Annotated in this window: 26 protein-coding genes; 14 read left to right on the forward strand and 12 right to left on the reverse strand. The window is 56.4% G+C overall.

The annotated features are described in order from the left end of the window. Nucleotides 1–42: 42 nt before the first annotated feature. Both yghB and metC read right to left on the reverse strand, forming a co-directional pair. The gene (gene yghB, locus BFG58_RS13790) at nt 43–702 is read right to left on the reverse strand and encodes a DedA family general envelope maintenance protein YghB (RefSeq protein WP_024906512.1); all 660 of its coding nucleotides are present in this window, start codon (nt 700–702) and stop codon (nt 43–45) included. 143 nt (nt 703–845) lie between these two features. Further along, nucleotides 846–2,033 (reverse strand): cystathionine beta-lyase, encoded by a 1,188-nt coding sequence (gene metC, locus BFG58_RS13795; RefSeq protein WP_069719967.1) that lies wholly within the window; start codon nt 2,031–2,033, stop codon nt 846–848. Between the two features lie 251 nt (nt 2,034–2,284). Here metC and exbB point away from each other — a divergent pair, with 251 nt between their 5' ends. The 3 genes from exbB (at nt 2,285) to BFG58_RS13810 (ending at nt 5,172) form a co-directional block, all read left to right on the forward strand. Next, entirely contained in the window at nt 2,285–3,016 is a 732-nt protein-coding gene (gene exbB / locus BFG58_RS13800; protein ID WP_021242115.1) for a tol-pal system-associated acyl-CoA thioesterase, read from the forward strand. Between the two features lie 4 nt (nt 3,017–3,020). After that, the gene (exbD, locus tag BFG58_RS13805) at nt 3,021–3,446 is read left to right on the forward strand and encodes a TonB system transport protein ExbD (RefSeq protein WP_045909964.1); all 426 of its coding nucleotides are present in this window, start codon (nt 3,021–3,023) and stop codon (nt 3,444–3,446) included. 274 nt (nt 3,447–3,720) lie between these two features. Beyond that, a complete protein-coding gene (locus BFG58_RS13810; RefSeq protein WP_069719968.1) occupies nt 3,721–5,172 on the forward strand; it encodes a methyl-accepting chemotaxis protein in 1,452 nt (483 codons plus the stop codon). Here BFG58_RS13810 and BFG58_RS13815 read toward each other — a convergent pair. Together BFG58_RS13815 and BFG58_RS13820 are read right to left on the reverse strand one after the other, a co-directional pair. Continuing rightward, nucleotides 5,169–5,615, reverse strand: a complete 447-nt coding sequence (locus BFG58_RS13815) for a hypothetical protein (protein ID WP_045909962.1) — start codon at nt 5,613–5,615, stop codon at nt 5,169–5,171. The genes BFG58_RS13810 and BFG58_RS13815 overlap by 4 nt on opposite strands. A 1-nt stretch (nt 5,616) precedes the next feature. Beyond that, nucleotides 5,617–6,021 carry a hypothetical protein gene (locus tag BFG58_RS13820; RefSeq protein WP_008499807.1) on the reverse strand — a complete coding sequence of 135 codons (405 nt, stop codon included), beginning with the start codon at nt 6,019–6,021 and terminating at the stop codon, nt 5,617–5,619. Between the two features lie 103 nt (nt 6,022–6,124). Here BFG58_RS13820 and BFG58_RS13825 point away from each other — a divergent pair, with 103 nt between their 5' ends. Both BFG58_RS13825 and BFG58_RS13830 read left to right on the forward strand, forming a co-directional pair. Then, on the forward strand, nt 6,125–6,628 hold the full coding sequence (locus tag BFG58_RS13825) for an ESA_00282 family adhesion-associated protein (protein ID WP_045909961.1): 504 nt from the start codon (nt 6,125–6,127) through the stop codon (nt 6,626–6,628). Nucleotides 6,629–6,710: 82 nt separating this feature from the next. Continuing rightward, on the forward strand, nt 6,711–7,199 hold the full coding sequence (locus BFG58_RS13830) for a TIGR00645 family protein (RefSeq protein WP_008499805.1): 489 nt from the start codon (nt 6,711–6,713) through the stop codon (nt 7,197–7,199). A 64-nt stretch (nt 7,200–7,263) separates the two neighbouring features. Here BFG58_RS13830 and BFG58_RS13835 read toward each other — a convergent pair whose 3' ends face one another. Next, nucleotides 7,264–8,304, reverse strand: a complete 1,041-nt coding sequence (locus tag BFG58_RS13835; RefSeq protein ID WP_048224895.1) for an aldo/keto reductase — start codon at nt 8,302–8,304, stop codon at nt 7,264–7,266. A 219-nt stretch (nt 8,305–8,523) separates the two neighbouring features. Between BFG58_RS13835 and BFG58_RS13840 the strand changes: the two genes are divergently transcribed. The 3 genes from BFG58_RS13840 to BFG58_RS13850 all read left to right on the forward strand — a co-directional run bounded on the left by BFG58_RS13840 (nt 8,524) and on the right by BFG58_RS13850 (nt 10,926). Then, nucleotides 8,524–10,071 (forward strand): methyl-accepting chemotaxis protein, encoded by a 1,548-nt coding sequence (locus BFG58_RS13840; RefSeq protein WP_069719969.1) that lies wholly within the window; start codon nt 8,524–8,526, stop codon nt 10,069–10,071. Nucleotides 10,072–10,196: 125 nt separating this feature from the next. Further along, nucleotides 10,197–10,451, forward strand: a complete 255-nt coding sequence (locus BFG58_RS13845) for a hypothetical protein (protein WP_048029030.1) — start codon at nt 10,197–10,199, stop codon at nt 10,449–10,451. Between the two features lie 202 nt (nt 10,452–10,653). Beyond that, nucleotides 10,654–10,926 (forward strand): hypothetical protein, encoded by a 273-nt coding sequence (locus BFG58_RS13850; protein ID WP_063622434.1) that lies wholly within the window; start codon nt 10,654–10,656, stop codon nt 10,924–10,926. 43 nt (nt 10,927–10,969) lie between these two features. Here BFG58_RS13850 and BFG58_RS13855 read toward each other — a convergent pair whose 3' ends face one another. From BFG58_RS13855 to yghU, 4 genes are all read right to left on the reverse strand, one after another. Then, a complete protein-coding gene (locus BFG58_RS13855) occupies nt 10,970–11,296 on the reverse strand; it encodes a DNA-binding protein (protein ID WP_008499799.1) in 327 nt (108 codons plus the stop codon). Nucleotides 11,297–11,308: 12 nt separating this feature from the next. After that, nucleotides 11,309–11,641 (reverse strand): type II toxin-antitoxin system RelE/ParE family toxin, encoded by a 333-nt coding sequence (locus tag BFG58_RS13860; RefSeq protein WP_008499798.1) that lies wholly within the window; start codon nt 11,639–11,641, stop codon nt 11,309–11,311. A gap of 192 nt (nt 11,642–11,833) precedes the next feature. Further along, the gene (locus tag BFG58_RS13865; RefSeq protein WP_008499797.1) at nt 11,834–12,166 is read right to left on the reverse strand and encodes a glycine zipper domain-containing protein; all 333 of its coding nucleotides are present in this window, start codon (nt 12,164–12,166) and stop codon (nt 11,834–11,836) included. Between the two features lie 158 nt (nt 12,167–12,324). Beyond that, nucleotides 12,325–13,191: a glutathione-dependent disulfide-bond oxidoreductase gene (gene yghU / locus BFG58_RS13870; RefSeq protein WP_008499796.1), complete on the reverse strand. Its 867-nt coding sequence runs from the start codon at nt 13,189–13,191 to the stop codon at nt 12,325–12,327. A gap of 245 nt (nt 13,192–13,436) precedes the next feature. On the opposite strand from yghU, the gene BFG58_RS13875 reads away from it, so the two are divergent. The 6 genes from BFG58_RS13875 to gss all read left to right on the forward strand — a co-directional run bounded on the left by BFG58_RS13875 (nt 13,437) and on the right by gss (nt 20,866). Continuing rightward, complete coding sequence (locus BFG58_RS13875) at nt 13,437–15,026, forward strand: ABC transporter substrate-binding protein (protein ID WP_069719970.1); 1,590 nt, start codon at nt 13,437–13,439, stop codon at nt 15,024–15,026. Nucleotides 15,027–15,071: 45 nt separating this feature from the next. Beyond that, complete coding sequence (locus BFG58_RS13880) at nt 15,072–16,025, forward strand: ABC transporter permease (RefSeq protein WP_083261485.1); 954 nt, start codon at nt 15,072–15,074, stop codon at nt 16,023–16,025. A 5-nt stretch (nt 16,026–16,030) separates the two neighbouring features. Next, nucleotides 16,031–16,876, forward strand: coding sequence for an ABC transporter permease (locus BFG58_RS13885; RefSeq protein WP_021242100.1), 846 nt, complete (start codon nt 16,031–16,033; stop codon nt 16,874–16,876). Further along, nucleotides 16,869–17,846: an ABC transporter ATP-binding protein gene (locus tag BFG58_RS13890; protein WP_031275156.1), complete on the forward strand. Its 978-nt coding sequence runs from the start codon at nt 16,869–16,871 to the stop codon at nt 17,844–17,846. The genes BFG58_RS13885 and BFG58_RS13890 overlap by 8 nt, the downstream gene beginning before the upstream one ends. Further along, nucleotides 17,843–18,820 carry an ABC transporter ATP-binding protein gene (locus tag BFG58_RS13895; protein WP_069719971.1) on the forward strand — a complete coding sequence of 326 codons (978 nt, stop codon included), beginning with the start codon at nt 17,843–17,845 and terminating at the stop codon, nt 18,818–18,820. Before BFG58_RS13890 ends, BFG58_RS13895 begins: the two co-directional genes overlap by 4 nt. A gap of 183 nt (nt 18,821–19,003) precedes the next feature. Then, nucleotides 19,004–20,866, forward strand: coding sequence for a bifunctional glutathionylspermidine amidase/synthase (gene gss / locus BFG58_RS13900; protein WP_063622430.1), 1,863 nt, complete (start codon nt 19,004–19,006; stop codon nt 20,864–20,866). Nucleotides 20,867–20,918: 52 nt separating this feature from the next. Here gss and pgaD read toward each other — a convergent pair whose 3' ends face one another. From pgaD to pgaB, 3 genes are read right to left on the reverse strand one after another with little or no spacing between them, the layout of a single operon-like run. After that, the gene (gene pgaD / locus BFG58_RS13905; protein WP_063622429.1) at nt 20,919–21,350 is read right to left on the reverse strand and encodes a poly-beta-1,6-N-acetyl-D-glucosamine biosynthesis protein PgaD; all 432 of its coding nucleotides are present in this window, start codon (nt 21,348–21,350) and stop codon (nt 20,919–20,921) included. Next, nucleotides 21,350–22,678: a poly-beta-1,6-N-acetyl-D-glucosamine synthase gene (pgaC, locus tag BFG58_RS13910; protein ID WP_048224868.1), complete on the reverse strand. Its 1,329-nt coding sequence runs from the start codon at nt 22,676–22,678 to the stop codon at nt 21,350–21,352. Before pgaC ends, pgaD begins: the two co-directional genes overlap by 1 nt. Next, nucleotides 22,671–24,626, reverse strand: a complete 1,956-nt coding sequence (gene pgaB, locus BFG58_RS13915) for a poly-beta-1,6-N-acetyl-D-glucosamine N-deacetylase PgaB (RefSeq protein WP_162270767.1) — start codon at nt 24,624–24,626, stop codon at nt 22,671–22,673. Before pgaB ends, pgaC begins: the two co-directional genes overlap by 8 nt. Nucleotide 24,627 lies beyond the last annotated feature (1 nt).

Consider the following 24,627-nt stretch of genomic DNA (forward strand, 5'->3'; position numbering starts at 1 on the left):
ACGTAGGCCGGGTAAGCGATAGCGCCACCCGGCTTTGTTGAATTATGCGCTGCAGTACTTCTTCTTAATCACCACCGCGATGGTTCCCACCAGACCCGCCACCAGCAGGAACATCGGCAGCACCATCAGGAAGGTCATTACCTGATCTTCGTGGTGTTTCACGAAGGGGATCATATTCAGCGCGTAGCCGAGCGTTGTGACCACGCCAACCCACAGCAGGGCGCTCAGCCAGTTGAAGAACTGGAAGCGGCGGTTCGACAGACCGGAAATGCCCGCCATCGTCGGCAGAAGGGTGCGAACGAACGCGAGGAAACGTCCGGCCAGCAGCGCCAGGAGGCCGTGCCGGTCAAACATGCAGGTCGCACGCTGATGATATTTATGCGGCAGCTGCGCCAGCCAGCTTTTGACGACGCGCGTGTTCCCCAGCCAGCGGCCCTGCAGATAGCTCAGCCAGCAGCCCAGGCTGGCAGCGGAGGTCAGGATAACCATCGTTGGCGTGAAGTCCATGACGCCTTTACCGATTAATGCCCCGGCAAGTAAAAGCAGGCTGTCACCGGGTAAAAACGAGGCTGGCAGTAATCCATTTTCCAGAAACAGAGTTGCGAACATCACGAAATAGACGATACCGACGACGTGAGGATCCGCCAGCGCGGCAAAATCGTGGTGCCAGAGCGCCGCGATAATATCTTGAATAACAGCCATGGACTTTCCTGTGGAACAGCAGATATAGCGCTATTGTACTCCCTTATTCGCCCGTCGGGTTTGATCCCGGGCGCAACTCATGCAGACTTTTCCGCTTGCGGCGTCCACAAAAGCGTCCAGGGAGTACATTTTCAGCCAGCACTCTACACGATACGCTCGAACCCTGCTGCTAAATCCGCAATCAGATCGTCAACATTTTCTAAACCAATATGCAGTCGAATCAGGGTACCGCTGAAGTCCACGTCGCCACCGGGGCGCAGGGCCGCAATCTGTTCCGGCTGGTTAGCCAGGATCAGGGATTCAAAACCGCCCCACGAGTAGGCCATGCTGAAGAGGGTAAAATTATCCAGATAGCTGGCCAGCTCGTCATTATTCAGCCGTTTTTTCAGCACGAACGAGAACAACCCGCTGCTGCCTGTAAAGTCACGCTGCCAGAACGCATGGCCTTTACTACCGGGTAGCGCGGGATGATTCACGCGCTCAACCTGCGGATGCTGCGCCAGCCATTCGGCCACCATCAGACTGCTTTCATGGTGCTGACGCAGGCGAACGCCCAGCGTGCGAAGTCCGCGGCTGGTCATGTAGGCCGTGTCGGCATCCACCATCTGGCCCATCAGGTAGGCATTTTCACGCAGCTGATCCCAGCAGCGCGCGTTGGAGACCGCGGTGCCAATCATCCCGTCAGAGTGGCCAATCAGGTACTTCGTCGCCGCCTGAATCGAAATATCAATGTCGAAGTCCAGCGCTTTGAACAGCACGCCTGCCGCCCAGGTGTTGTCGATCATAACGATCGCCTCTGGCGCTTTACTGCGCACGGCCTTCACGATAGCCGGCACGTCGTGGACTTCCATGGTGAGTGACCCCGGCGATTCCAGGAACACAATGCGCGTGTTTGGCTGAATAAGTTCGGCAATACCTTCACCAATCAGCGGGTCGAACCAGCCGGTCGTCACGCCGAGCTTGCTGAGGATTTTGGTACAGAAGTCCTGGCTGGGTTCATAGGCGGTGTTGGTCATCAGGATATGGTCGCCCTGTTCCACAAACGCCAGAATGGTATTGGCGACCGCCGCCGCCCCGCACGGGAACAGCGCGCAGCCTGCGCCGCCTTCCAGCTCGCACATCGCTTCCTGCAGAGAAAAATGGGTTAGCGTGCCGCGACGGCCATAAAACAGCCCGCCTTTTGCGCGGTTGCGCGTGGCGATTTTTTTCTCCTCAACGGTGTCAAACACCAGCGAGGAGGCGCGTTGAATCACGCTGTTAACCGATCCCTGGGTATATTTTTTGCTGCGTCCTGCCTGTACCAGCGTGGTATCAAGATGCTTCGTTGTCATGTTCGCTAACCCTGTTTTTATACGTCTGGACGTCCAGACTACCACGATTGGAAAAAACTGCACCCGCAGGCTTATCGAATAAGCAGAAAATATTAGCAAAAAACCGCATAAGAAATTTTTACTGCGTAAGCGCAAGGAATGTGAACGAAAATTGCGGCACTATGCAAATACTAATGAGAACTACTATCAATTCGACGACGTTTTGATATTATTACGTTCAGATTTTGTGATTTGCGTCCTGGAGATACAGAGTGGGTAATAATTTGATGCAGGCGGATCTCTCCGTTTGGGGCATGTATCAGCATGCTGACATCGTGGTTAAGATTGTGATGATCGGCCTGATTCTGGCGTCCGTTGTCACCTGGGCTATCTTCTTCAGCAAGAGCGCCGAGCTGCTTTCGCAGAAGCGTCGCCTCAAGCGGGAACAGCAACAACTGGCAGAAGCCCGCTCTCTGGATCAGGCTTCAGATATGACCTCATCCTTCCACGCGAAAAGCCTGACTACCCTGCTGGTGAATGAAGCACAGAACGAGCTGGAACTCTCCGCGGGCAGTGAAGATAACGAAGGCATCAAAGAACGTACCGGTTTCCGTCTGGAGCGTCGCGTGGCGGCCGTTGGCCGACACATGGGGCGCGGTAATGGTTATCTGGCGACCATCGGCGCGATCTCACCGTTTATCGGTCTGTTCGGTACGGTCTGGGGCATCATGAACAGCTTTATCGGTATCGCGCAGACTCAAACCACCAACCTGGCGGTTGTGGCCCCGGGTATCGCAGAAGCGCTGCTGGCGACGGCGATTGGTCTGGTCGCGGCGATTCCGGCGGTGGTTATCTACAACATCTTCGCGCGTATGATTGGCAGCTACAAAGCGACGCTCGGTGACGTTGCCGCGCAGGTACTGCTGCTGCAGAGTCGCGATCTCGACCTGAATGCCAGCGCCGTTAAGCCGGTGCACGCGGCGTCCAAACTGCGCGTGGGTTGATATTATGGCGATGCGTCTAAACGAAAATCTGGACGATAACGGCGAAATGCATGAGATCAACGTGACGCCGTTTATCGACGTCATGCTGGTTCTGCTGATTATCTTCATGGTGGCCGCGCCGCTGGCCACGGTCGACGTGAAGGTGAATCTGCCGGCCTCGTCCAGCCAGCCGCAGCCGCGTCCGGAAAAGCCTGTCTATCTGTCCGTGAAGGCCGATAAATCCATGTTCCTTGGCAACGACCCGGTAACGGCCGACTCTGTCATCCCGGCGCTGGATCAGCTTACCGGCGGTAAGAAAGACACTACGGTCTTCTTCCGTGCGGATAAAACCGTGGATTATGAAACCATGATGAAGGTAATGGACACGCTGCATCAGGCGGGTTACCTGAAGATTGGGCTGGTCGGCGAAGAGAAAGCGGCCAAAAAATAGAACGAAAGCTGGCGAAAGCCAGCTTTTTTGTTTTCTGCCACGCAACATGGTTATTATTTTCTGCTGTATATCCCCATTCTTCATATTTCTTTATCAATAAAGCCAACGTTAATAATGTATTGATAGTTAAGTAAATATCAGTATTCGGCTGCGCCATTAAAATATATCTTTTGCTGAAATGGCGTCGTGGAATATCCCCACTACGCTTAAAAAAAGATAATAAAAACAGTCCTTCTTCGAAGGATCTTTTCACCTGCACAGCAAGAGACTCCCTATGGCTACGATGACATGGCTGTATCCGCACGCGCCTCAAAACGATCTGTTTTCGCTTTCTGCCATTCGACGACGCGCCGACAGGCTAATACTGGTGCTCATCTGGTCGCTGTGGGCCATCTCGCTGGGCGTGGGCTATATCAACGAAAACATCATGCAGGGGGCGATTGTTGGCACCTCTCTGGCCTGTTTATCGACGCTGCTGACGATGGTGTTCCCCGGCGCGCTGTTACTCCGCCTGAGCTCTGCGTTTGTGCTAATGGCATTTTCCGCGCTGCTGATTCATCTGGGCGAAGGTGAAACCGAATACCATTTCTCGGTTTTCGTCCTGCTTTCCGCGCTCCTTGCCTGGCGAGACTGGCGCCCGCTGGTGATGGGGGCGGCGGTCATCGCATTACATCACCTGGTGTTCAACTATCTGCAGGAAAACGACCTGTACGGCGTCGTGGTGTTCATGCACACCGGCTTTCATATGGTGGTTTTCCACGGGCTGTTTGTGGTGGTCCAGACCGCGATCCTGGTTCTGCTGGCGATTCGTATGGAGCAGGACGCCCGCTCGGCGAGCGAGGTGGCAAGGCTGGCGGGGGTGATCAACCGCGAACCGGGGTACCTCACGCTGGCCGTCGATGCGGCACCCGCAGAGTCTCCCTTTGCCCGTACGTTCAGCCTGACGCTGGGCACCATGCGCGCCACGCTTGAGCAGGTCAGCGCCAATATTGGGCAACTGCTGGAGGCATCCCGCGCGTTAGGGCAACGCAACAGCGCGCTGTCGGAACGTACCGATCACCAGGCAAGTTCGCTGGCGACGGCGGCCAGTGCGATGGAACAACTGAGGGCTGTCGCCACCCTGACCAGTGAAAAAGCCCGCCAGGTTCGGGAGGTGGCATTCAGTACCAGTAACGTGGCGGAGCAGGGAGGCCATAACGTACGGCAGGCGATTGCGGCGATGGAGCACATTCGCGAGGAGTCGCAGCGCATTTACGCCATTCTGGAGCTGATCGACGGGATTGCGTTCCAGACCAATATCCTGTCGCTCAACGCCTCGGTCGAGGCTGCCAGAGCGGGGGAACATGGCAAAGGCTTCGCGGTAGTTGCCTCGGAAGTGCGCGTGCTGGCCCAGCGCAGCGAGGGGGCTGCAAAAGACATTCGCCAGCTGCTGACCGCATCGCAGGCAACCACGCTGCAGGGCGTCGAGCAGGTTGAGCAGGCCGGTATGACAATGAAGTCGATCATTGAGAGCATTGAAGGGCTCCGCTCGCTTCTGGAGGAGCTGTCGCAGATGAGCGAGCAGCAGCGGGCGAGCATTGCGCAGATGAACGACAGTATTGCCAGCATCGATGCCAGCGTGCAGGAGAACGTGCGTCACGTAGCGCAAACGCTGCAGGTGGCTGAAGCGCAGCGGCAGCAGACGGGGCAGTTAAAAGAGGCGATTGCCGTATTCAGATTTAATTAGCGTTGCGGTTCGGAAGGGGCGCTGGCGCCAGACGCCAGCGCGTCCTCATCAAGCGCAACGCAGGTGACGTTTGAGGTGCGGTACTCACCGTCTGACAGTTTGCGCGTCAGGCGCAGAGTGGCGATTTCTCTGGCAAGCAGATACTGGTAATTGGCCTCGAGGCGACCCAGAAGCTTCTCTTTCAGCTCTGGCCGCTGTTCCATGATGGCGTTCATCACGGCACCGTAAATTTCTTCTTTGACCTGTAGCGGATAAATTTCACGGCGATTCTGCCATTTCAGCCGCACCAGCGTTGCCGGGATCGATACCAGGTCCTGGGTAATACGCGTCATCTCGTCATTTTTTGTGTTTCGCAGCGCATCGAGATTTTGCTTTAAGATAAATTCATCACTTTTCTTATCATCTAAAGTCAAATAAACGTCGTTGTTTTTAACTTCCTTCACGTTAATCCTCCCCCAGGCTATAAAAAATTGGGTTGTTTTTTTCACGCGTAATTAAGTTAAGCCAAATTTCATTGCCCGCTTCGTTAATTTCTTTGGTTTTTTCGGCCAATATTTGACTTAGTTTCTGGGCATCTATTTCTCCTTCGGCCTGCAGATCGTTCAGCAGGTGGACGAAGGCTTCAATTTTTATGGCGCGAAATAAGCGGTCTTTAATATGGCGATCGTGCTCTTCCAGCAACATATTACGGGATTTGCCGGTGCGGGAAACACCAATTAATATATCAGGCTCGAAATCAGAGAGCTTTCTTTTCCCCTGAGTGAAACTGACCTCTTTTTCTGCTTCCGTCGGTTGCTGTTCCACAGGCGTAATGTGGTACTTAGCCGGGACGAGATAGTCGGGCAGCATTTTTAATTTCCTTTAATTTCAACAGGGTGGGGTTGGTAAAGGCGTGAGATTCGTTGACAATATCATGAGGCAAATTTAAAATCAAAAAAAATGGAGCCTACCCATGAACAGCATCTTTTTTACGGTCATCACATTACTATTACTGACCGCTGGTGTGCTTTTATTGATGCAGGAGTTCAATAAAACGAAAGTGTCGAAAGACGCCAGTGAACCGCCGCAACCGGAACTCATGACAAAAGAGGAAGGAGAAGACCATTTCTCTGTATTGATGAACTCCGTTACACCTGTCTGGTACTGGCGGGTGAACCATGAATATATCGACTTTTTACACGCGACAATTAAACGCATGAAAATGTCGGAAATTAATGACACGCCAGGACTGTTTGAGGCACAGCGTCGCTGTAGCGACCTGAATTCAGCCGTGTATAAATATTATGACAATATCAAAAAACGCTGCCTTAACGGCGAGAAGGTCTCTTATTCCGATCTGGACGTATTAAATTTGCGTCAGTGTTTTCGTGAGTTCAGCCTGGAAGCCTACCCGGAGCTGGTGGTGCTGGTCTGGCCGGAGTATGCCCGTCCGGAAGTTAACCCCGACAACGTCTGAGTCACCAGACTGGTGAGTTATTGCAAACAGTCAGCGCCATTGGGATATACTGGGCGCTGGTTTCTTTTGCAAACAGGACTTTATGGAACGCTTTTTTGAAAACGCCATGTACGCCTCTCGCTGGATACTGGCCCCCGTCTATTTTGGCCTTTCGCTGGCGCTTATCGCGCTGACGATTAAGTTCTTTCAGGAAATCCTGCACGTTCTGCCGAACATTTTTTCTATTGCCGAGGCGGATTTGATTCTGGTTCTGCTGTCGCTGGTGGATATGACCCTGGTGGGCGGACTGCTGGTGATGGTGATGTTTTCCGGCTACGAGAATTTTGTCTCCCAGCTGGATATCGACGAGCGTAAAGAGAAGCTCAGCTGGTTGGGCAAAATGGATGCTTCGTCACTGAAGAATAAAGTGGCCGCGTCGATTGTGGCGATCTCTTCTATCCATCTGTTACGCGTGTTTATGGACGCGAAGAACGTGCCGGATAACAAACTGATGTGGTATGTCATTATCCATCTGACGTTTGTGCTGTCTGCGTTTGTGATGGGGTATCTGGATAAGATCAGTAAGAAGTAAAGTACACCTTACCCATCACTCTAACCCTCTCCCCAAAAGGGAGAGGGGACTGCTCTGTGCGGCCTTATTTATCCGACGACGCCTGCCACAGATTCAACTCTCCATCCGCGACATGCTGGTCAATCCGCTTGAGTTCATCCTCAGTAAAGTGCAGGTTATCCAGCGCCCGAACGTTCTCCTCAATCTGTTCCGGGCGGCTTGCGCCAATCAACACTGACGTCACGCGCGCGTCTTTCAGCAACCAGCTCAACGCCATCTGCGCCATGGTCTGACCCCGCGCCTGCGCCATCTCACTCAGCAAACGCAGGCTGTTCAGGTTGGCTTCGGTCAGCATTTTTTCGTTCAGACCGCGGACTTTCTTGCCTTCACGCTGCATGCGAGAATCTTCAGGAATACCGTTCAGGTATTTTCCGGTCAGCAGCCCCTGCGCCAGCGGGGTAAAGGCGATACACCCGGTCCCGTTTGCTGCCAGCGCATCCAGCAAACCGGTCTTATCGACCCAGCGATTGAGCAGGTTATAGGACGGCTGGTGGATCAGCAGGGGGATCTTCCACTCGCGCAGCAGCTCGGCCATTTTTTGCGTGCGCCCGGTTGAGTAGGAGGAAATGCCCACATACAGCGCTTTCCCACTCTGCACCGCCTGTGCCAGCGCAGAGGCTGTCTCTTCCATCGGCGTGTTTTCATCCACGCGGTGGGAATAGAAAATATCCACGTATTCGACGCCCAGGCGCTTCAGGCTCTGATCGAGGCTGGCGAGCAGATATTTGCGTGACCCGCCCGAACCATATGGCCCCGGCCACATGTCGTAACCGGCCTTGGTGGAAATCACCAGCTCGTCGCGGTACGCGGCAAAGTCTTCCCGCAGCAGGCGGCCGAAATTCTCTTCCGCGCTACCCGCCGGAGGTCCGTAGTTATTGGCCAGATCGAAATGGGTGATGCCGAGGTCGAAGGCTTTGCGCAGCAGCGCCCGCTGGGCTTCAAGAGGCTGGACATGGCCGAAGCTGTGCCACAGTCCCAGCGACAGCGCGGGCAGGCGCAGGCCACTCTTGCCACAGTGGCGGTACTGCATATTCTCGTAGCGGTCAGGGGCAGGGTACCAGGACATGATGTCTCCTTTTCTTATCGATAATTTTTTGAAACGTCGTTTTCATTCTGAACTTATCACATCACAAAGCGCGAAGATAATGGTTAACGGCGGCTGTGCGACCAGTGAAGCCACGCTAATTAAAAATGATCACAAAACGTTATAATTTCCCTCTTTCCTGCCGATAACGAGAGAAGTACTCGCCTCTGGGCGAACTCACCCTCACGGCAAGGAAGACTTATGAATATGCTCCGTAATTTCACGATCCGTTTCGTCATGCTGACGATTCTCGGGATCTTTTGTGTAATGTGGGCGGGTGTTGGCTTGTACAGCACCTGGTCCCTGTCTCGCGTTTCTGATGGCAACGAGGTGGACCGCCAGCTGGTCAAGCAGATGACGGTGCTCAGCCAGGGCAACGATCAGTATTTCCGCTTTGTGACCCGTCTGAGCCGCGCAATGGAAGTCAAAGCCGCAGGCGGCACGCCGGATCTGGCCTCTGCCCAGCAGGCGCTGGATAACATGGGCAAGAAGCTGGCTGAGATGAAAGCCATTTCTCCAGGCCCAATGGATGAGCAGGTCTCTTCACGGGTGATCGGTGCCTGGCAGGCGCTGCTCGAACAGGGCGTGACGCCGCAAATGCAGCAGGCGAAACTGGGCGCGCTGGACGGCTATCGTCAGCAGGCCAACAACGTCACCCCACCGCTGAGCCGCGCGTTCGGTGCGGCGGCTGAAGAGTTTAACAATGCTGCCGCGAAGTCGCTCGACAGTACCCGCGTGGTGGTGGACGGCCTGACCAGCATGACCCGCACGGTGATTATCATCGCCACGATCGTCGGCCTGCTGATCCTGCTCTTCACCGACCGTTACCTGGTGGCGATGCTGGTTAAACCGCTGGATCGCATTCGCCAGCAGTTCCGCCAGATTGCCCAGGGTGATCTCAGCCAGCCCATCGAGCCGTTCGGCCGCAACTGCGTGGGCCAACTGGTGCCGCTGCTGAGCGCCATGCAGGACAGCCTGCGCGAAGCGGTCAGCACGATCCGCTCCGGCAGTGAAAATATCTGGCGCGGCGCGACGGAGATTTCCAGCGGTAACAACGATCTCTCCTCCCGTACCGAAGAGCAGGCGGCGGCGCTGGAAGAGACGGCTGCCAGCATGGAGCAGCTGACCGCCACGGTGAAGCTGAACGCGGAGAGCGCGCGCCAGGCAAGCCAGCTGGCCGATGTAGCCTCAACCACCGCCAGCCGCGGTGGCTCGCTGGTGGAAGAGGTGGTGACCACCATGAGCGGTATTTCGGAAAGCTCGAAGAAAATTGCTGAAATCACCAACGTCATTAACAGCATTGCCTTCCAGACCAATATTCTGGCACTCAACGCGGCGGTTGAAGCCGCGCGCGCGGGTGAACAGGGCCGAGGCTTTGCCGTCGTCGCAGGCGAAGTTCGCAACCTCGCAAGCCGCAGCGCCAATGCGGCAAAAGAGATTGAAGGGCTGATTACTGACTCCGTGTCCCGCGTCGAGCAGGGGGCGAAGCTGGTGGGCGATACCGGCACCACCATGGATGCGATTTTGCGGGACGTGACGGAAGTGACGACCATTATGAAGCAAATTGCCTCGGCCTCAGAGGAGCAGAGTAAGGGCATTTCGCAGGTCGGAATTGCCATTACCCAGATGGACGGTGTTACCCAGCAAAACGCCTCGCTGGTGGAGGAGGTTTCCGCGGCGGCGGCGGCGCTGGAGCGTCAGACCGAAGATCTTCAGCGCTCGGTGCAGAAGTTCCGCCTGACGGCATAACGCAACGTGATAAGGCCGCCTTGTGCGGCCTTATATTATTAACGCCTTCCTCATTCAGCGGCGCTGAAACTGCTATTCTTTTGCTAACCCCTGACGTTCTGGGCTCTCTTCTACGAGGTGTTGCTATGAACAGATCGTTATCTTTTATCCCTGTCCTTTCTCTCATTTTTCTGACGCTTTTCTCGGTTTCCGCCAGTGCGACCCAGCAGGCGCAAGAACGGCGCGTAGCGCGTGATGTCAGGCAGGAAACCCGCGATGCGTCACGGCAGGTGAAGCAGACCTGCGTGGCGAACAATAACCAGAGTAATCACGACTGCCGCCAGGACAAGCGTCAGATGAAACAGGCCGGACGGCAAAAAGCGCGGGATATTAAGTATTAACATAACAGGTGAGGCGGCATGCAAGCGTATTTCTTGCCGCCTTTTTAAAAAACGTAAGTCAATATTTTTTAAATATTTAATTATTTGCTTGTAACAATGTATTTGGCATTTTCTGCACATTCCAGAACATGAAAATTAATATTGTCTTAAGATTCAGTCGACATAATGAATTATCTTCTTGATACCGGAAATAATTCAATTTATGAAAAACCGTATTATTTTATTTACTGCCCTGGCAGGTTTTGCCGTGGTCAATACAGCGATGGCCCAGAGCGTCACGGTCGATGTTCCTACCGGGTATAAGGTCGTGATTGTTCCGCAGTCAGCTACGGTTCCTGAGGCGGTAAGCGTTGCGCCTGCACCTGCACAAACAACGTATGCCGCCCCTGCACCGGTCTATCATCCGCGTGCACGCCATGTGGCGAGCGTGGCGGAAGGGATGGTGATTGAGCATCAGTATGACGATCACCATTGATGCATTGCCCGGGTCGCACATCCGGCCTATTTTGGAGTGGCTCTCACGCTGTTGTGTTTAATCCTGCTGTTGCAATTCGGGATATTGGGTATCCCGTTGCAGATGCCACTTCGGCGATACGCTTAAATGAGGGATTACCGTTTGGTGATAGTGATTTGTAGAGTGATTCGCGAGAAATGCCTGCGCGTTTTGCAATGACAGTCATCCCGCCGGAGGCTTCTATAACATGCCGTAAAGCCAGCATGAATGCCTCATAGCCTCCGGGCTCGTCAATTTCAATGAAAGCCTGATGAAGATATACGGGCGCGAAATCCGGAGAATCTTTCAGGAGTTGTACCATTGCGTCATCATGGAGTACTGATTTAGCCATTGCGATTTCCTTTTATATCCTGCGCTTGTAGTCGTTGAGGTACTCAACGGCTCTTTCAATATCTGCACTTTGCTTTTTTTTCGTTCCAGTCAGTAGCACCAGACTCACTGCGCCATCTGCCGGATCGGAGACTTCGCTGAAATAGACACGGTAACCCGGCCCCTGGTTAATTCTGAGCTCTGAAACGCTCTCTCTGCATGGTTTACAATCACCATAGTTACCCGTTGACATTCTGGCGACACGCGTGGCAATCATGGCTTTTGCTATGGGATCTTTCACACTTCTTAGATATGCATCAAAAGGGTCATACCCGTCAGCTGTGATGTAGTGTTTAACCTTAGCCATTATTGTAGCCTGTAGTTTACGATAAGCAAATGCATTGTAATCTTCAGGCTACGACTGGCAATTGTTAACATCGCTGCGACAGAGGGGAAATGCTATTTCGGAAAGCGGCTCGCAAAAATGCGAGACTGGGTGCGGGGTTATTACTGAACAGCCATGAGGCCGGGCACGCGCTGCGACGCCCGGCGAAGTTTATCAGTGCGTCGCTTCACCAATCAGCGCGCCCGTGCCCGCGCCAACGGCTGCACCTTTCAGCACGCTCTTGCCGGTAACCGCCGCGGCACCTGCGCCCACGGCAGCCCCTACGGCGCCGCCTTTACGCGCGGCTTTACCTTTGTCGCCGTTTTTGAACATAGCCCCCGTGCCTGCGCCAACAACGGCACCGCCAACGGTCGATTTCAGATCTTTGCCCGTGGCCGCGCCAATGGCAGCGCCTGCTACCGCGCCAGCGGCGGTTTTATCGATGGCCATTCCCGAGGTGGAAAAAATGAGGGCGCTGATAACCAGCGTTGTTTTAATCAGTTTCATAACAGATCCTTTGTGACTGCTGTCGGTTGATACGTCACTTCTCACTCTGAGGTGAGAAAAACGCACAGATAGTGCCAGCAATACCGGCTCAACCTTTAGGCCAATCATGCCCTGAGCAAGGATCTCTGTTGCCGGGCGGGGATCCGCCCGGCTAGTCGTCACGCCTGACGCTTATCTTCCGTATTCGTCTCGAAGTCGCTCGCCGCGTGGCGTTCGTGGAGCTGCTCGTTCAGCTCGCCGCTGGTGCGGTTAACGATGCGTCCGCGCTTAACGGCATGGCGATTCGCCACGTCTTTCGCCCAGCGCTGCACGTTGGTGTACTTCTCTGCATCCAGGAACTCGGCGGCGTTGTACACGCTGCCCAGCGCCACGCAGCCGAACCATGGCCAGATGGCGATATCCGCGATGGTGTACTCCTCACCCGCCACGTAGCGACCGCGCGCCAGCTGTTTATCCAGCACGTCGAACAGGCGTTTGGCTTCCATGGTGAAGCGGTCAATCGCGTACTCAATTTTCACCGGCGCATAGTTGTAGAAGTGGCCAAAACCGCCGCCGAGGAACGGCGCCGCGCCCTGCAGCCAGAACAGCCAGTTCAGCGTCTCGGTGCGTCCCGCGGGATCTTTCGGCAGGAAGTGGCCGAATTTCTCTGCCAGGTAGAGCAGGATATTGCCGGATTCAAATACGCGCGTTGGTGGGTTCGTGGAGTGGTCACGCAGCGCCGGGATTTTCGAGTTCGGGTTCACCTCAACGAAGCCGCTGGAGAACTGATCGCCCTCGCCGATGCGGATCAACCACGCGTCGTACTCCGCGCCCGTCACGCCCAGCGCCAGCAGCTCTTCGAGCATGATCGTCACTTTCTGGCCGTTCGGTGTGCCGAGCGAGTAAAGCTGCAGCGGGTGCGAACCGACAGGAAGATCTTTCTCATGGGTCGCGCCGGAAATGGGGCGGTTGATGTTGGCGAACGCGCCGCCGTTGTTCTTTTTCCATTCCCACACTTTGGGGGGCTGATAGGTGTTGTCTGACATGTTGGCCTGCCTTTTTTGTGATGTGTTGAGGCAGTGTAGCAGGAGATTTGTGAACCGTTTAACGTTGTGAGCGCAAGCAATTAACCGCTATTCCTTCTGCTGCTTATATATATCAAATCCGGCATAAGCTTAATCGAAAATCGCATTTTCATAACTAATGCGTTAATGGATAAAGCTGCATATGATGCTTCAACATAAATAAAAGATGCAGTCATAAACACTTTATAAGGCAAGGAGTTAGTGAGATGCGCAAGCTTCTGTTATCGGCAGTGGTCGTTTCGATCGCGTTAGGCCTGGCGGGCTGTGATGATGCGAAAAATAAAGAGACCAATACGCCCCCTGCGGCAAAAAGCGACGCGCCAAAAGCGGGCGGTTCGCTGATTATCGGTATTACCTCCGGCGATCCGTTAGCCGTGAATCCGCTCTATGCCAGCGACCGTACCACGTTAACCATCATGCAGGCGCTCTATGCCCCGCTCTATAGCTTCAACAACGGTAAGATTGAGTGGGGCCTGGCGGAAAGCCTGACGCCCTCCGCCGACAACCTGAGCTACACCCTGACGTTAAAACCCAACCTGAAATGGCAGGACGGACAGCCGCTGACGGCGGACGACGTGGTCTTTACGTTCAATAAGCTGCTGGATGCCAAACAGCACAGCTTCTTCCGCAGCATGTTCACCTACGGCAATAAGCCGGTACAGGTAAGCAAGGTTGACGACCGCACCGTTAAGTTTACCTTACCGCAGGTCAGCGCGGCCTTTACCGGCACGCTGGTACAGATCTACCCGATCCCGCAGCACGTGTTCGCCAGCGAAGGCGACCTGGAAAAGAGCAGCAAAAACGATGCACCGGTCGGCTCCGGGCCGTTCAAATTTAAAGAGTACCGCGCCGGACAATATTACGCCCTGACCCGTTTTGACGATTACTGGAACGGCAAAGCGAAGCTTGATTCGGTCACCTACCGTTTCGCCAAAGACAGTAACGCCGCCAACCTGGCGCTGCAAAACGGGGAAATCAACCTCAAGATGGTTGACCCGCAGGATGTGAACCGCCTGAAAAATACCGGTAAGTTTGACTTCGTGGTCTATCCGGAAGGCCGCCTGGCCTATATGACGTTCAACCAGAACGTGCCGGTGATGAAGAGCAAAGAACTCCGTCAGGCCATTGCTTACGCCATCAACAAAGACGAGCTGACCCAGACCGCCTTTACCTCGCTGGACTACGCCAAACCGGCGACCTCGTTCCTGACGCCCGATACGCTTTACAAAACGGATGACGTTGAACAGTACACATTCGATCTGCAAAAGGCCAAAGAGCAGCTTAAAGCATCCGGCGCGCCGGACAACCTCAAGCTGCGCCTGGCGTATGTGAACACCAACAAAACCCAGGAGAGCATGGCGCTCTATATTCAGCAGGCGCTAAAGGGCATTGGGGTGAGCGTGGAGCTGATGCCGCTGGATTCCAACGCCATGTCCCAGCGCAGCCTCGATATGAACAACACCGCGTGGGAGCTGAACCTGGGCGGCTACATCATGGGCTCCGAGCCGGACGGCTACAAATCGCTGTTCATGAGCAACGAAGCCTATAACTACGCGCATTACAAAAATCCGCAGTTTGATGCCCTGTGGGATAAAGGCGCCGTGGAAACTGACGCCGCGAAACGGGCTGATATCTACAAGCAAATTCAGCAAACGGTGGCGAACGACATGACGTACTACCCGATCGCCTATACCAATGCGACCGTCGCGGTGGACAAGCGTTTTGGCGGTACCGAGGAAGCGGAGCCGAAACCGGTCTATCTGTTCCAGGATCTGTCAAAAATCTATCAGAAATAAGCGATTGCCCCGACCGTCGGGTCGGGGCCTTGGTAAGGGCATGTCGTGAACACACTTCTCACGCGTCGGCTGCTGCAGCTGCTGCCGATGCTGTTCTTTATTTCACTGGTGGCGTTTTTGCTGGTCAAACTCGCGCCCGGCGATCCGGTGGCGGCGTACATTACGCCGCGTATGGCTCCGGAAGATATCGAACGTATCCGCCAGAGCCTGGGGCTGGATAAGCCCCTGGTCACGCAGTACGTCCTGTGGCTGAAAAACGTCCTGCAGGGCGATCTCGGCTATTCGCTGATCTACCACCGCCCGGTGCTGGAGATGATCGGCGAACGCATTCCGGCCACGCTGGGGCTGATGGGCGCGTCGCTGCTACTGGCGATCGTGCTGGCCATCCCGCTCGGCCTGCTGGCGGGGGCATTTAAGCACCGCTGGCTGGATCACGTGCTTAATCTGTTTGCCTATATCGGCATCTCGGTGCCGATTTTCTGGTTCGGCATCTTGCTCATTACGGTCTTTGCCGTGCAGCTTAACTGGTTCCCCAGCATGGGGATGCGCACCATCGGCATGGAAGATCATGCGCTGGACGTGCTGCGTCACGGCGTGCTGCCGTGTATTGCCCTCACGTTCTACAACCTCTCAAGCTATGTGCGCTACATCCGCTCCAACACCATCTCGCAACTCTCGGCCGACTACGTGCAGACCCAGCTGGCTTACGGCGCCACGCGTTCCAGCATTCTGTTCCGCCACGTGCTGAAAAACGTGCTGCTGCCGGTGATCACCCTGTTCGGCCTGTCGTTTGGTGAGCTGATTGTGGGGGCCTATGTGACGGAAAGCGTCTTCTCGTGGCCGGGGATGGGGCTGCTTGGGATCCAGTCGATCGCCTCGCTGGACTATCCGCTGATCATGGCGATCATCATGCTCTCGTCGATGATGCTGATCGTCGGTAACCTGATCGCCGATCTGCTTTATCGCTTCGCCGATCCCCGCATTCGTACGCTGAGGTAACCCGGATGAGCAGACGCTGGCAGCAGGTTCGTCACCAGCTGCGCCGCAATCGTCCGGCGCAGTTCTCCCTGTTTGTGCTTTTTATTTTCGTTGTCGCCGCGCTCTGTGCGGGGCTAAGTCCGTACGATCCGGATCGGATGGCGCTCGGCGCACGCACGCTACCGCCGGATGCCGCACACTGGTTCGGCACCGACGAGTATGGACGCGACTACTTTACCCGCGCGCTGTATGGCGGCCAGATCTCCCTGATGGTCGGTTTTCTCGCCATGCTCTTTTCCACGCTTATCGGTACGGTGGTGGGAACGGTAAGCGGCTATTTTGGCGGCTGGCTGGATAACCTTATGATGCGCGCCGTGGATATCCTGATGGCCATTCCGGCCTTCTTCCTGCTGCTGGTGGTTAATGCGTACCTCAAGCCGGGCGTGGATAACATCATTCTGATCATCAGCCTGCTGACGTGGATGAACATGTCGCGGCTGGTGCGCGCAGAAACCTTATCGGTGAAAGAGCGCGAGTATGTGCTTTATGCCCGCGCGTCGGGTGAAAACCCGCTGCGCATTATCGTGCGCCACATTATTCCCGGCGTGCTGCCGACCATTATCGTCGCCGCCACGCTCAATATCGCCTCGGCCATTCTGATGGAGTCGACGCTCAGCTTCCTTGGGCTTGGCGTGCAGGCGCCGGCGGCGTCGTGGGGAAGCATGCTCAACAACGCTCAGTCGTATATTGGCGAAGCGTCGTGGCTGGCGATGTTCCCCGGCATTCTGATCCTGCTGACGGTGTTCAGCTTTAACGTGCTGGGCGATGTGTTCCGTACCGCCTTTGAGCCAGGAGCGAATCGCGATGAGTAACCTGTTAGCGCTTGAGAACCTGCAAACCACCTTCCGCACCCGCGAGGGCGAGGTTCACGCGGTGCGCGGCGTGAGCTTTCAGGTGCAGCCGGGCGAACTTGTCGGCATTGTTGGCGAGTCGGGCTGCGGGAAAAGCGTTACCTGTAAGTCGATCATTCAGCTTCTGGGGAACAACGGACGGATAACCGGCGGCAGCATTCGCTTCCAGAATGACGATCTGGCGCAGAAAACCCCTGCGCAGATGCGCGCTATTCGCGGCAACGAGATCGCGATGATTTTCCAGGATCCGATGACCGCCCTGAACCCGGTGCTGACCATCGGCAAACAGATGGCGGAGATCCTGATGCGCAATAAAGGGCTGACCAAAAAAGCGGCCAAAGCGGCGGCGATCGCCATGCTGGAACAGGTGGGGATTGCCGAGGCGGAACGCCGATACGACCAGTATCCCCACGAGTTTAGCGGCGGGATGCGCCAGCGGGTGATGATCGCCATTGCGCTCTCCTGCAACCCGAAGCTGCTTATTGCCGATGAGCCGACCACCGCGCTGGACGTCACCATTCAGGCGCAGATCCTGCGTCTGCTGAAAAGCCTGCAACAGCAGACCCAAACCGCGATTCTGCTGATCACCCACGATCTCGGCGTGGTGGCGCAGGTCTGCAGCCGCGTGGTGGTGATGTACGGCGGGCTGGTAATGGAAGAGGGGAGCGTGGAAGACATTTTTTATCGCCCTGCGCATCCTTACACCCAGGGGCTGCTGGCCTCGCTGCCGCGCCCGGATGAGGTTAATCAACGTTTATCGCCCATTGAAGGCGCGCCGCCTGGCCTGCTTAACCCGCCGCCGGGCTGCCCTTTCGCCGAACGCTGCCCGAAACGCATGCCCCAGTGTGAACGGCAGCCCGCTTTTTACGCCATGGGAGAGGGCCATCGCGCCGCCTGCTGGCTATGGGCCGATAAGGAGATTCAGGCATGAGTGAACAACAGGTGCCATTAGTGAGCGTGCGCGATCTGCGCAAACACTATCCGCTTAACGGCGGTTTGCTGCGTAAAGGCACGGCCGTGAAGGCGGTTGATGGCGTGAGCTTTGATATCCAGCCCGGCGAGACGTTTGGCCTGGTGGGGGAGTCCGGCTGCGGGAAATCCACCCTCGGGCGCGCCATCCTGCGCCTCTTCGATATCACCGCGGGCGAAATCCACTTTGCCGGACAGGCGATCGCCCACGCCCGCGAAAAAGAGCTCAAGCCGCTGCGTAAGCGGATGCAGGCGATTTTCCAGGACCCTTACTCCTCGCTTAACCCCGGCATGACGGTACGACAGCTGGTGGCCGAGCCGATGCAGATCCACGGCTACAGCCGTGAAGAACAGCGCGAACGAACGGAAACGCTGCTCTACAAAGTCGGGCTTAAGCAGGAGCACCTTGAGCGGTTCCCGCATGAGTTCAGCGGCGGGCAGCGCCAGCGCATCAGTATTGCCCGCGCGTTGTCCGTACGCCCTGAATTTGTGCTGTGCGATGAGCCGCTCTCGGCGCTGGACGTCTCGGTGCAGGCGCAGGTGGTGAATATTCTACAGGATCTGCAGCAGGAGCTGGGGCTGACCTATCTGTTCATCGCCCACGATCTTTCGATGGTGCGTCATATCTCCAGCCGCATTGGGGTGATGTATCTCGGTAAGCTGGTGGAGGTGGCCCCGGCGAATGAACTGTATCAGCGTCCGGCGCACCCTTATACCCGCGCGCTGCTGGCGGCGGTTCCCCAGCCCGACCCGCGCATTCGCAACCTCGAAGACGCAACCCTGCGCGGCGAAATGCCCGGCCCTACGTCCGCGCTGCCGGGCTGTAAGTTCTGCAGCCGCTGCCCGCATAGCATGCCGGTTTGCCAGACACAGGAGCCAGCGATACAGGAGATCGCGCCAGGGCATATTGCGGCATGCTGGTTGTTTAAGATGTGAGCCTTAAACGTGTCGGGTGGCGCTTCGCTTACCCGACCTACAGGGTTTTGTGTTTTGTCGGCCGGGTAAGGCGAATTATTTACCACGCAGGTGTATGATAAACGCTCCTCTGTCAGGTTAATTACAACGTGCAGACGACGACAACCTATAAAAATTGCCGCCTGCCTGTTTTAGGTTGGATACATGCGTAAAGGAACGTTAAGCAGTGATGCGCCATTCGGGACATTGTTAGGCTATGCGCCCGGTGGCGTGGCGATTTACTCTTCAAATTACGGCAGTCTGGACCCGCGAAACTATCCGGAAGACGCGGATTTTCGCAGCTACATCGGCAACGAATACATGGGCCACAAGTGGCAGTGCGTTGAGTTTGCCCGCCGTTTCCTGTTTCTCAACTATGGCTTCGTGTTTACCGACGTCGGCATGGCGTGGGAAATCTTCTCCCTGCGCTTTTTGCGTCAGGTGGTGAACGATAACATCCTGCCCCTTCAGGCTTTTGCCAATGGCTCAAAACGCGCGCCGCGGGCCGGGGCACTGCTGATCTGGCAAAAGGGCGGCGAGTTTCACGAAACCGGCCACGTGGCGGTGATCACCCAGCTTCTGGACGATAAGGTGCGTATCGCCGAGCAGAACGTGATTCACTCTCCGCTGCCGCTCGGGCAGCAGTGGACGCGCGAGCTGCGTCTGAGCGTGGAGAACGGGTGTTATACGATCCATGACACTTTCAACGACACGGAGATCCTCGGCTGGATGATCCAGACCGACGATACGGAACACAGCATTCCCCAGCCGGAAATCGACGGCGAACTGCTGAAAATCAGCGGCGCGCGGCTGAAAAACAAACGTCAGTTCGACGGCAAGTGGCTCAACGAAAATGACGCGCTGCAGCAGGCGTATATTCGCGCCAACGGTCACGTGATCAACAAAGATCCCTGCCAGTACTTCACCATTACCGAAAGCGCCGAGCAGGAGCTGATCAAGGCCACCAACGAACTGCATTTAATGTATCTGCACGCCACGGACAAGGTGCTGAAAGACGACAGCCTGCTGGCGCTTTTCGACATCCCGAAAATCCTCTGGCCGCGCCTGCGCCTCTCCTGGCAGTGGCGTCGTCACCATATGATCACCGGTCGTATGGATTTCTGCATGGATGAGCGCGGGATCAAGGTCTACGAGTACAACGCCGACTCCGCCTCCTGCCATACCGAGGGCGGGCTGATTCTCGAAGAGTGGGTGAAAAACGGCTATCGCGGCAACGGGCATAACCCGGCAGAAGGCCTGCTGGAAGAACTGACCGGCGCCTGGAAGCACAGCCACGCCCGGCCATTCGTCCACATCATGCAGGACAACGATGTCGAAGAGGACTATCACGCGCTCTTTATCCAGCGTTCGCTGATGCAGGCCGGGTTCGAGACCAAAATCCTGCACGGGCTGGGGGCGCTCAGCTGGGATGCCGCCGGACAGCTGATTGACGACGAGGGGCGCCACGTCAACTGCGTGTGGAAAACCTGGGCGTGGGAGACGGCGATTGAGCAGATCCGTGAGGTCAGCGAAACCGAATATGCCGCCGTGCCGATCCGCACTGGACATCCTGAAGGCGAAGTGCGCCTGATTGACGTCCTGCTGCGCCCGGAGGTGCTGGTCTTTGAACCGCTGTGGACCGTCATTCCCGGCAACAAGGCGATTCTTCCGGTGCTGTGGCAACTGTTCCCGAATCACCGTTACCTGCTCGACACCGATTTTGAGGTCAACGATCTGCTGAAGCAGACCGGATACGCCGCCAAGCCGATTGCCGGACGCTGCGGCAGCAATATCGACCTGATTAGCGCCCAGGACGAACTGCTGGATAAATCCAGCGGCAAGTTTGTCGACCGTAAAAACATCTACCAGCAGCTGTGGTGCCTGCCAAACGTCGACGGTAAGTACATTCAGGTCTGTACCTTTACCGTGGGCGGGAACTACGGCGGGACCTGTCTGCGCGGCGATGACTCGCTGGTGGTGAAGAAAGAGAGCGATATTGAGCCGCTGATCGTGGTTAAAGATAAGTAGCTCTTACCCGCAATAAAAAAGCCCCCGCAGGGCATCCTGCGGGGGCTTTTTGTTACTGTTCTTCCTCTTCCTGCCCGTTGATCTTCAGATCGATGATGCGGCCAATCTGGTCATGATAGACCGTCAGCAGGTTGTACTGGCTCATCTCGGAGATGATCTGCGGTGAGACATTAAAGCTGCGGGCCAGCTCCTCCTGATGAAAATAGCCCGGCTGACGCCGCCTCACGTGGGCCCGACGGCGATTGTACTGATACCACAAAATCAGCAGCCAGCCGTTGAGCGCGGCAAACAGCAGGTAGAGCAACACCGTATTAAAAGACGCAATAATGACGCCCCAGCGGTAGTCGCTCTCCTCGGTGAGCTGCATCCAGAGCCGGGCATACAGGAAAAAAATAAAGCCTCCCCACGCCACCAGCGTTAACGCGGCATCGAAAAGACGTGGCAACAGCCGATGTTCGGTCAGAATTAAGGTATTTTCGTTCATTAAATGCGTCCTTTTCCCCGGTCTGGACTGATCCAGCGCGCGCGGGCACGCTGGCGTTTAAGCATGACTTTTGGAAATGCGACAAGGGTGGTGAACAGGCCGATCATCCAGTACACCATCGGGAACCAGATCACCCAGAAAAGCGAGCTGGCCACCTTCCGTTCATAGCGCCGCTCGATGTACAAACTGACGAGGAACTGCAGGAGGCACATCACGCCCAGCAGTAGCCCGGTAAACTCTGGTGGAAAAAGGCTCTCCACGGTCAGCCTGGCAGGAACAGGAGCGATATGGCTGAGAATAAATAACAGCACCGTCATCGCGTAGGCGAAGGCCCACAGCGTTGACAGGGCATACTCAAGAAACAGGGGCCACATGCGGTGATGCTCCCAGCGCACAATCCTGCGAAGGTTGACCAGAAACACCTCCGCGCCGCCCTGGGCCCAACGCAGACGCTGTTTCCACAGGCCCTTGAGCGTTTCCGGCATCAGGATCCAGCACAGCGCCCGCGGCTCGAAAAAAATATCCCAGTGGCGCAGCTGCAGCTTCCAGCTGATGTCGATGTCTTCGGTGATCATGTCCGGGCTCCAGTACCCGACGTCCGCCAGCGCCTGTCGGCGAAAGGCGGCGATGACGCCCGAGACGGTAAAGACCCGGCCATAGATCCGCTGCGTCCGCTTGATGAGCCCGATAATCGAAGAGAACTCGCCCACCTGAATGCGGCCGATCAGCGTGGAGCGCGTGCGAATACGCGGATTCCCGGTGACCGCCCCGACGTGGGGATACTGAATCAGCGGCGCCACCAGATACGCTGCCGTATCGCGATCGAGCAGGGCATCGCCGTCAATGCAGACCAGCAGATCGCCCCGGGCCGCCGCTGCCCCGGCTTTGAGCGCCAGCGCTTTTCCCTGGTTTTCCGCGAGGTTAATCACCCGCAGGCGCGGCTGCTCCTGCGCCAGCGCCTGCAGCACCTGAGCGGTGTTGTCAGACGAGCCGTCGTTGATGGCGATAACCTCGATATTTTCATACCGCTGATCCAGCGCGGCGCTAATCGTCTCCCGGGCATTTCGTTCCTCGTTGAAGCAGGGGATCAGAATGGAGATGAGCGGCTCACCGGCGAGCGTCGGGGCGGGCGTCTCTTTATCCCACGACCAGTGGCGTTCAAGCTGAAACCAGAAATAGAGCCCGCCGGTTATCCAGAGCACGGACATGAACAGCGGCCAGAAGAACACAAAATCCAGAATCAGCTCGCCGGTAAAGAGGGCGGCCACGCCTAACGGCAACCCGAATACCAGACATAAAATGGAAAAGGCGATAATGCGATCAGTCATTGTCAGGGTACCAGTACGAAGAAAATACAGGCCTGATGCGTGAGATATCAGGTTGGTTGTTGATGAAATCATCGGGGTAGTAACCGTAGTTTTTGACGCCGTTCAGCTGGAGCACGCGCATCCACTGTGCCAGCTGGCTGTTGGAAACGGCGCGCTGCGGTTTCCGATCCCAGTCCCTGGCCTGCAGTTCAAAAATGGTTTTATCGAGCGCGCCGGGACGCGTGGCGACCGCTTTCACCAGACGCGCCAGCCAGGCATCACTTTCGTCTGCCGGGACGGACTCCATCAGCGGCATGGCCATCGGCACCGTCCAGTCATACTCCGCCAGAAAATCGTCAAGATTCTGCGCGAACCACGCTTCGCTTTCGGGCTGCAGAATGGGTAAGGCGAACATATTGCGGGCGGTTTTTATCTGCGGGCCGCGGATGTGCTTCACCGCCAGGCTCAGGGCGTGGGTAAACCCAATCAGCAGCTGGCTTTTCTGACGCGTGGTGTTCTGAGCGGCGTCCTGCCCGCCATCGTCCACGTCGGTCAGCACCGCATCGTCATGGAACAAGATCCCGTTGAAGCTGGCATAGCGGGCCAGATCTTCATAGATGTCCGTCACCTGCTGGCGCACCTGCGGGTTCCTCGGAGAAAGCCGGATATAGGGCTCGGTGGCATCGCTTAACCGGCCGGTCTGACGATCCCGACGCTGCACGCGCGGCAGTGCAGGATCGAGATCGAACGAGAGCACCGGCATCCACGCGAAGACTTTCACGCCCGCGCGGGTTTGCAGCTGCCAGGAGACAAAATTAAACAGATCGGCCCGGACCGGCAGCTGGCGGTTGGGAAAATAGAGCGCCTTGATCCTGCCGTCGCCCTGCGGGTCGGCAAACGCCTGCAGGAAAACATGGCTGATTTTCATGTCGTAGACCCGCTGGATCAGCCTGTTGATATTTTGGGTCTGCTGGGCCGGATCGGGATCGTAAACGTAGTCGAGATCGACGTGCATGACGCGCACGGGTTCGCGCTCCTGAACCTGGCTGACCGTACTGGCAAATGCCTTAAGCGAGGGATTGCCGGCGATCAGCAGACGGGGGATATTGCCCAGCTCCTGCACGTTCCCCAGCCCGTCCTCAAGGGTAAAGGCCAGCTGATAACCCTGCTGTCTGGCGATGGCAAGCGACGTGCCGTTGGCCGCACCATAGGGCCAGACCCAGGCGCGCGGCGCCTTGCCCGTTACCTGCGTGATTTTGTCTGTCACTTTGCGAACGTCATCGCCGATCCGCTGGCTGAACTGCCGATCGGTTTCATAGCGGCCCGTCGCTTTATCATAAAAGCGGTTGGCGATGGCCGGTTCGCGGCTGCCCTGCGGGTTAGCCGGGATGCCGTAATGCGAGGCCCAGGTGTGCGATCCGATCTCAATCAGCGGAGACCGGCTGAGCTCGCGCACCATGTCCCACGTCGCGAAGCGATCGCGGGGCGTCATCAGGCCGCCGAAGTTAACTTTTTGATTTTCCGGCGTATCCACCCAGCTGCCCACCGGCGCCCACAGCGCAGGAACGTTCCACGCCTGAAGCAGTGGCCAGACGCGGGTGTAAAAGCTGCTGTAGCCATCGTCAAAGCTGAGCAGAACGGCTTTGGGCGGCAGCGTTTTTTTTCCGTCATGGGCATCGAGAATGTCCTGCACGCTGATGACGTGATACCCGTTGTGCAGCAGCCAGCTTATCTGCTCGTTTAGCGCGCTGGTGCGCACGGAGAGGTAGCGCTGATCGGCGGCATCGTCTTCGACGTCGTGGTAGGCCAGCACCAGAAACTGGTTCTGCGGCCAGGGTTTGCTCGCCTCCAGCTGCGGCCGATCTTTGGGCGCAATAAACGAAAATGCCTGCGCGCAGACGCTCGCGCTGAGGCAGAGCCAGCCGATGAGTATCAGGCTCGCGGAAAAACGTGTGTTCATTATCATCATC

It is taken from the genome of Enterobacter sp. ku-bf2, from assembly GCF_001742765.1.
Classification (GTDB): domain Bacteria; phylum Pseudomonadota; class Gammaproteobacteria; order Enterobacterales; family Enterobacteriaceae; genus Enterobacter; species Enterobacter quasiroggenkampii.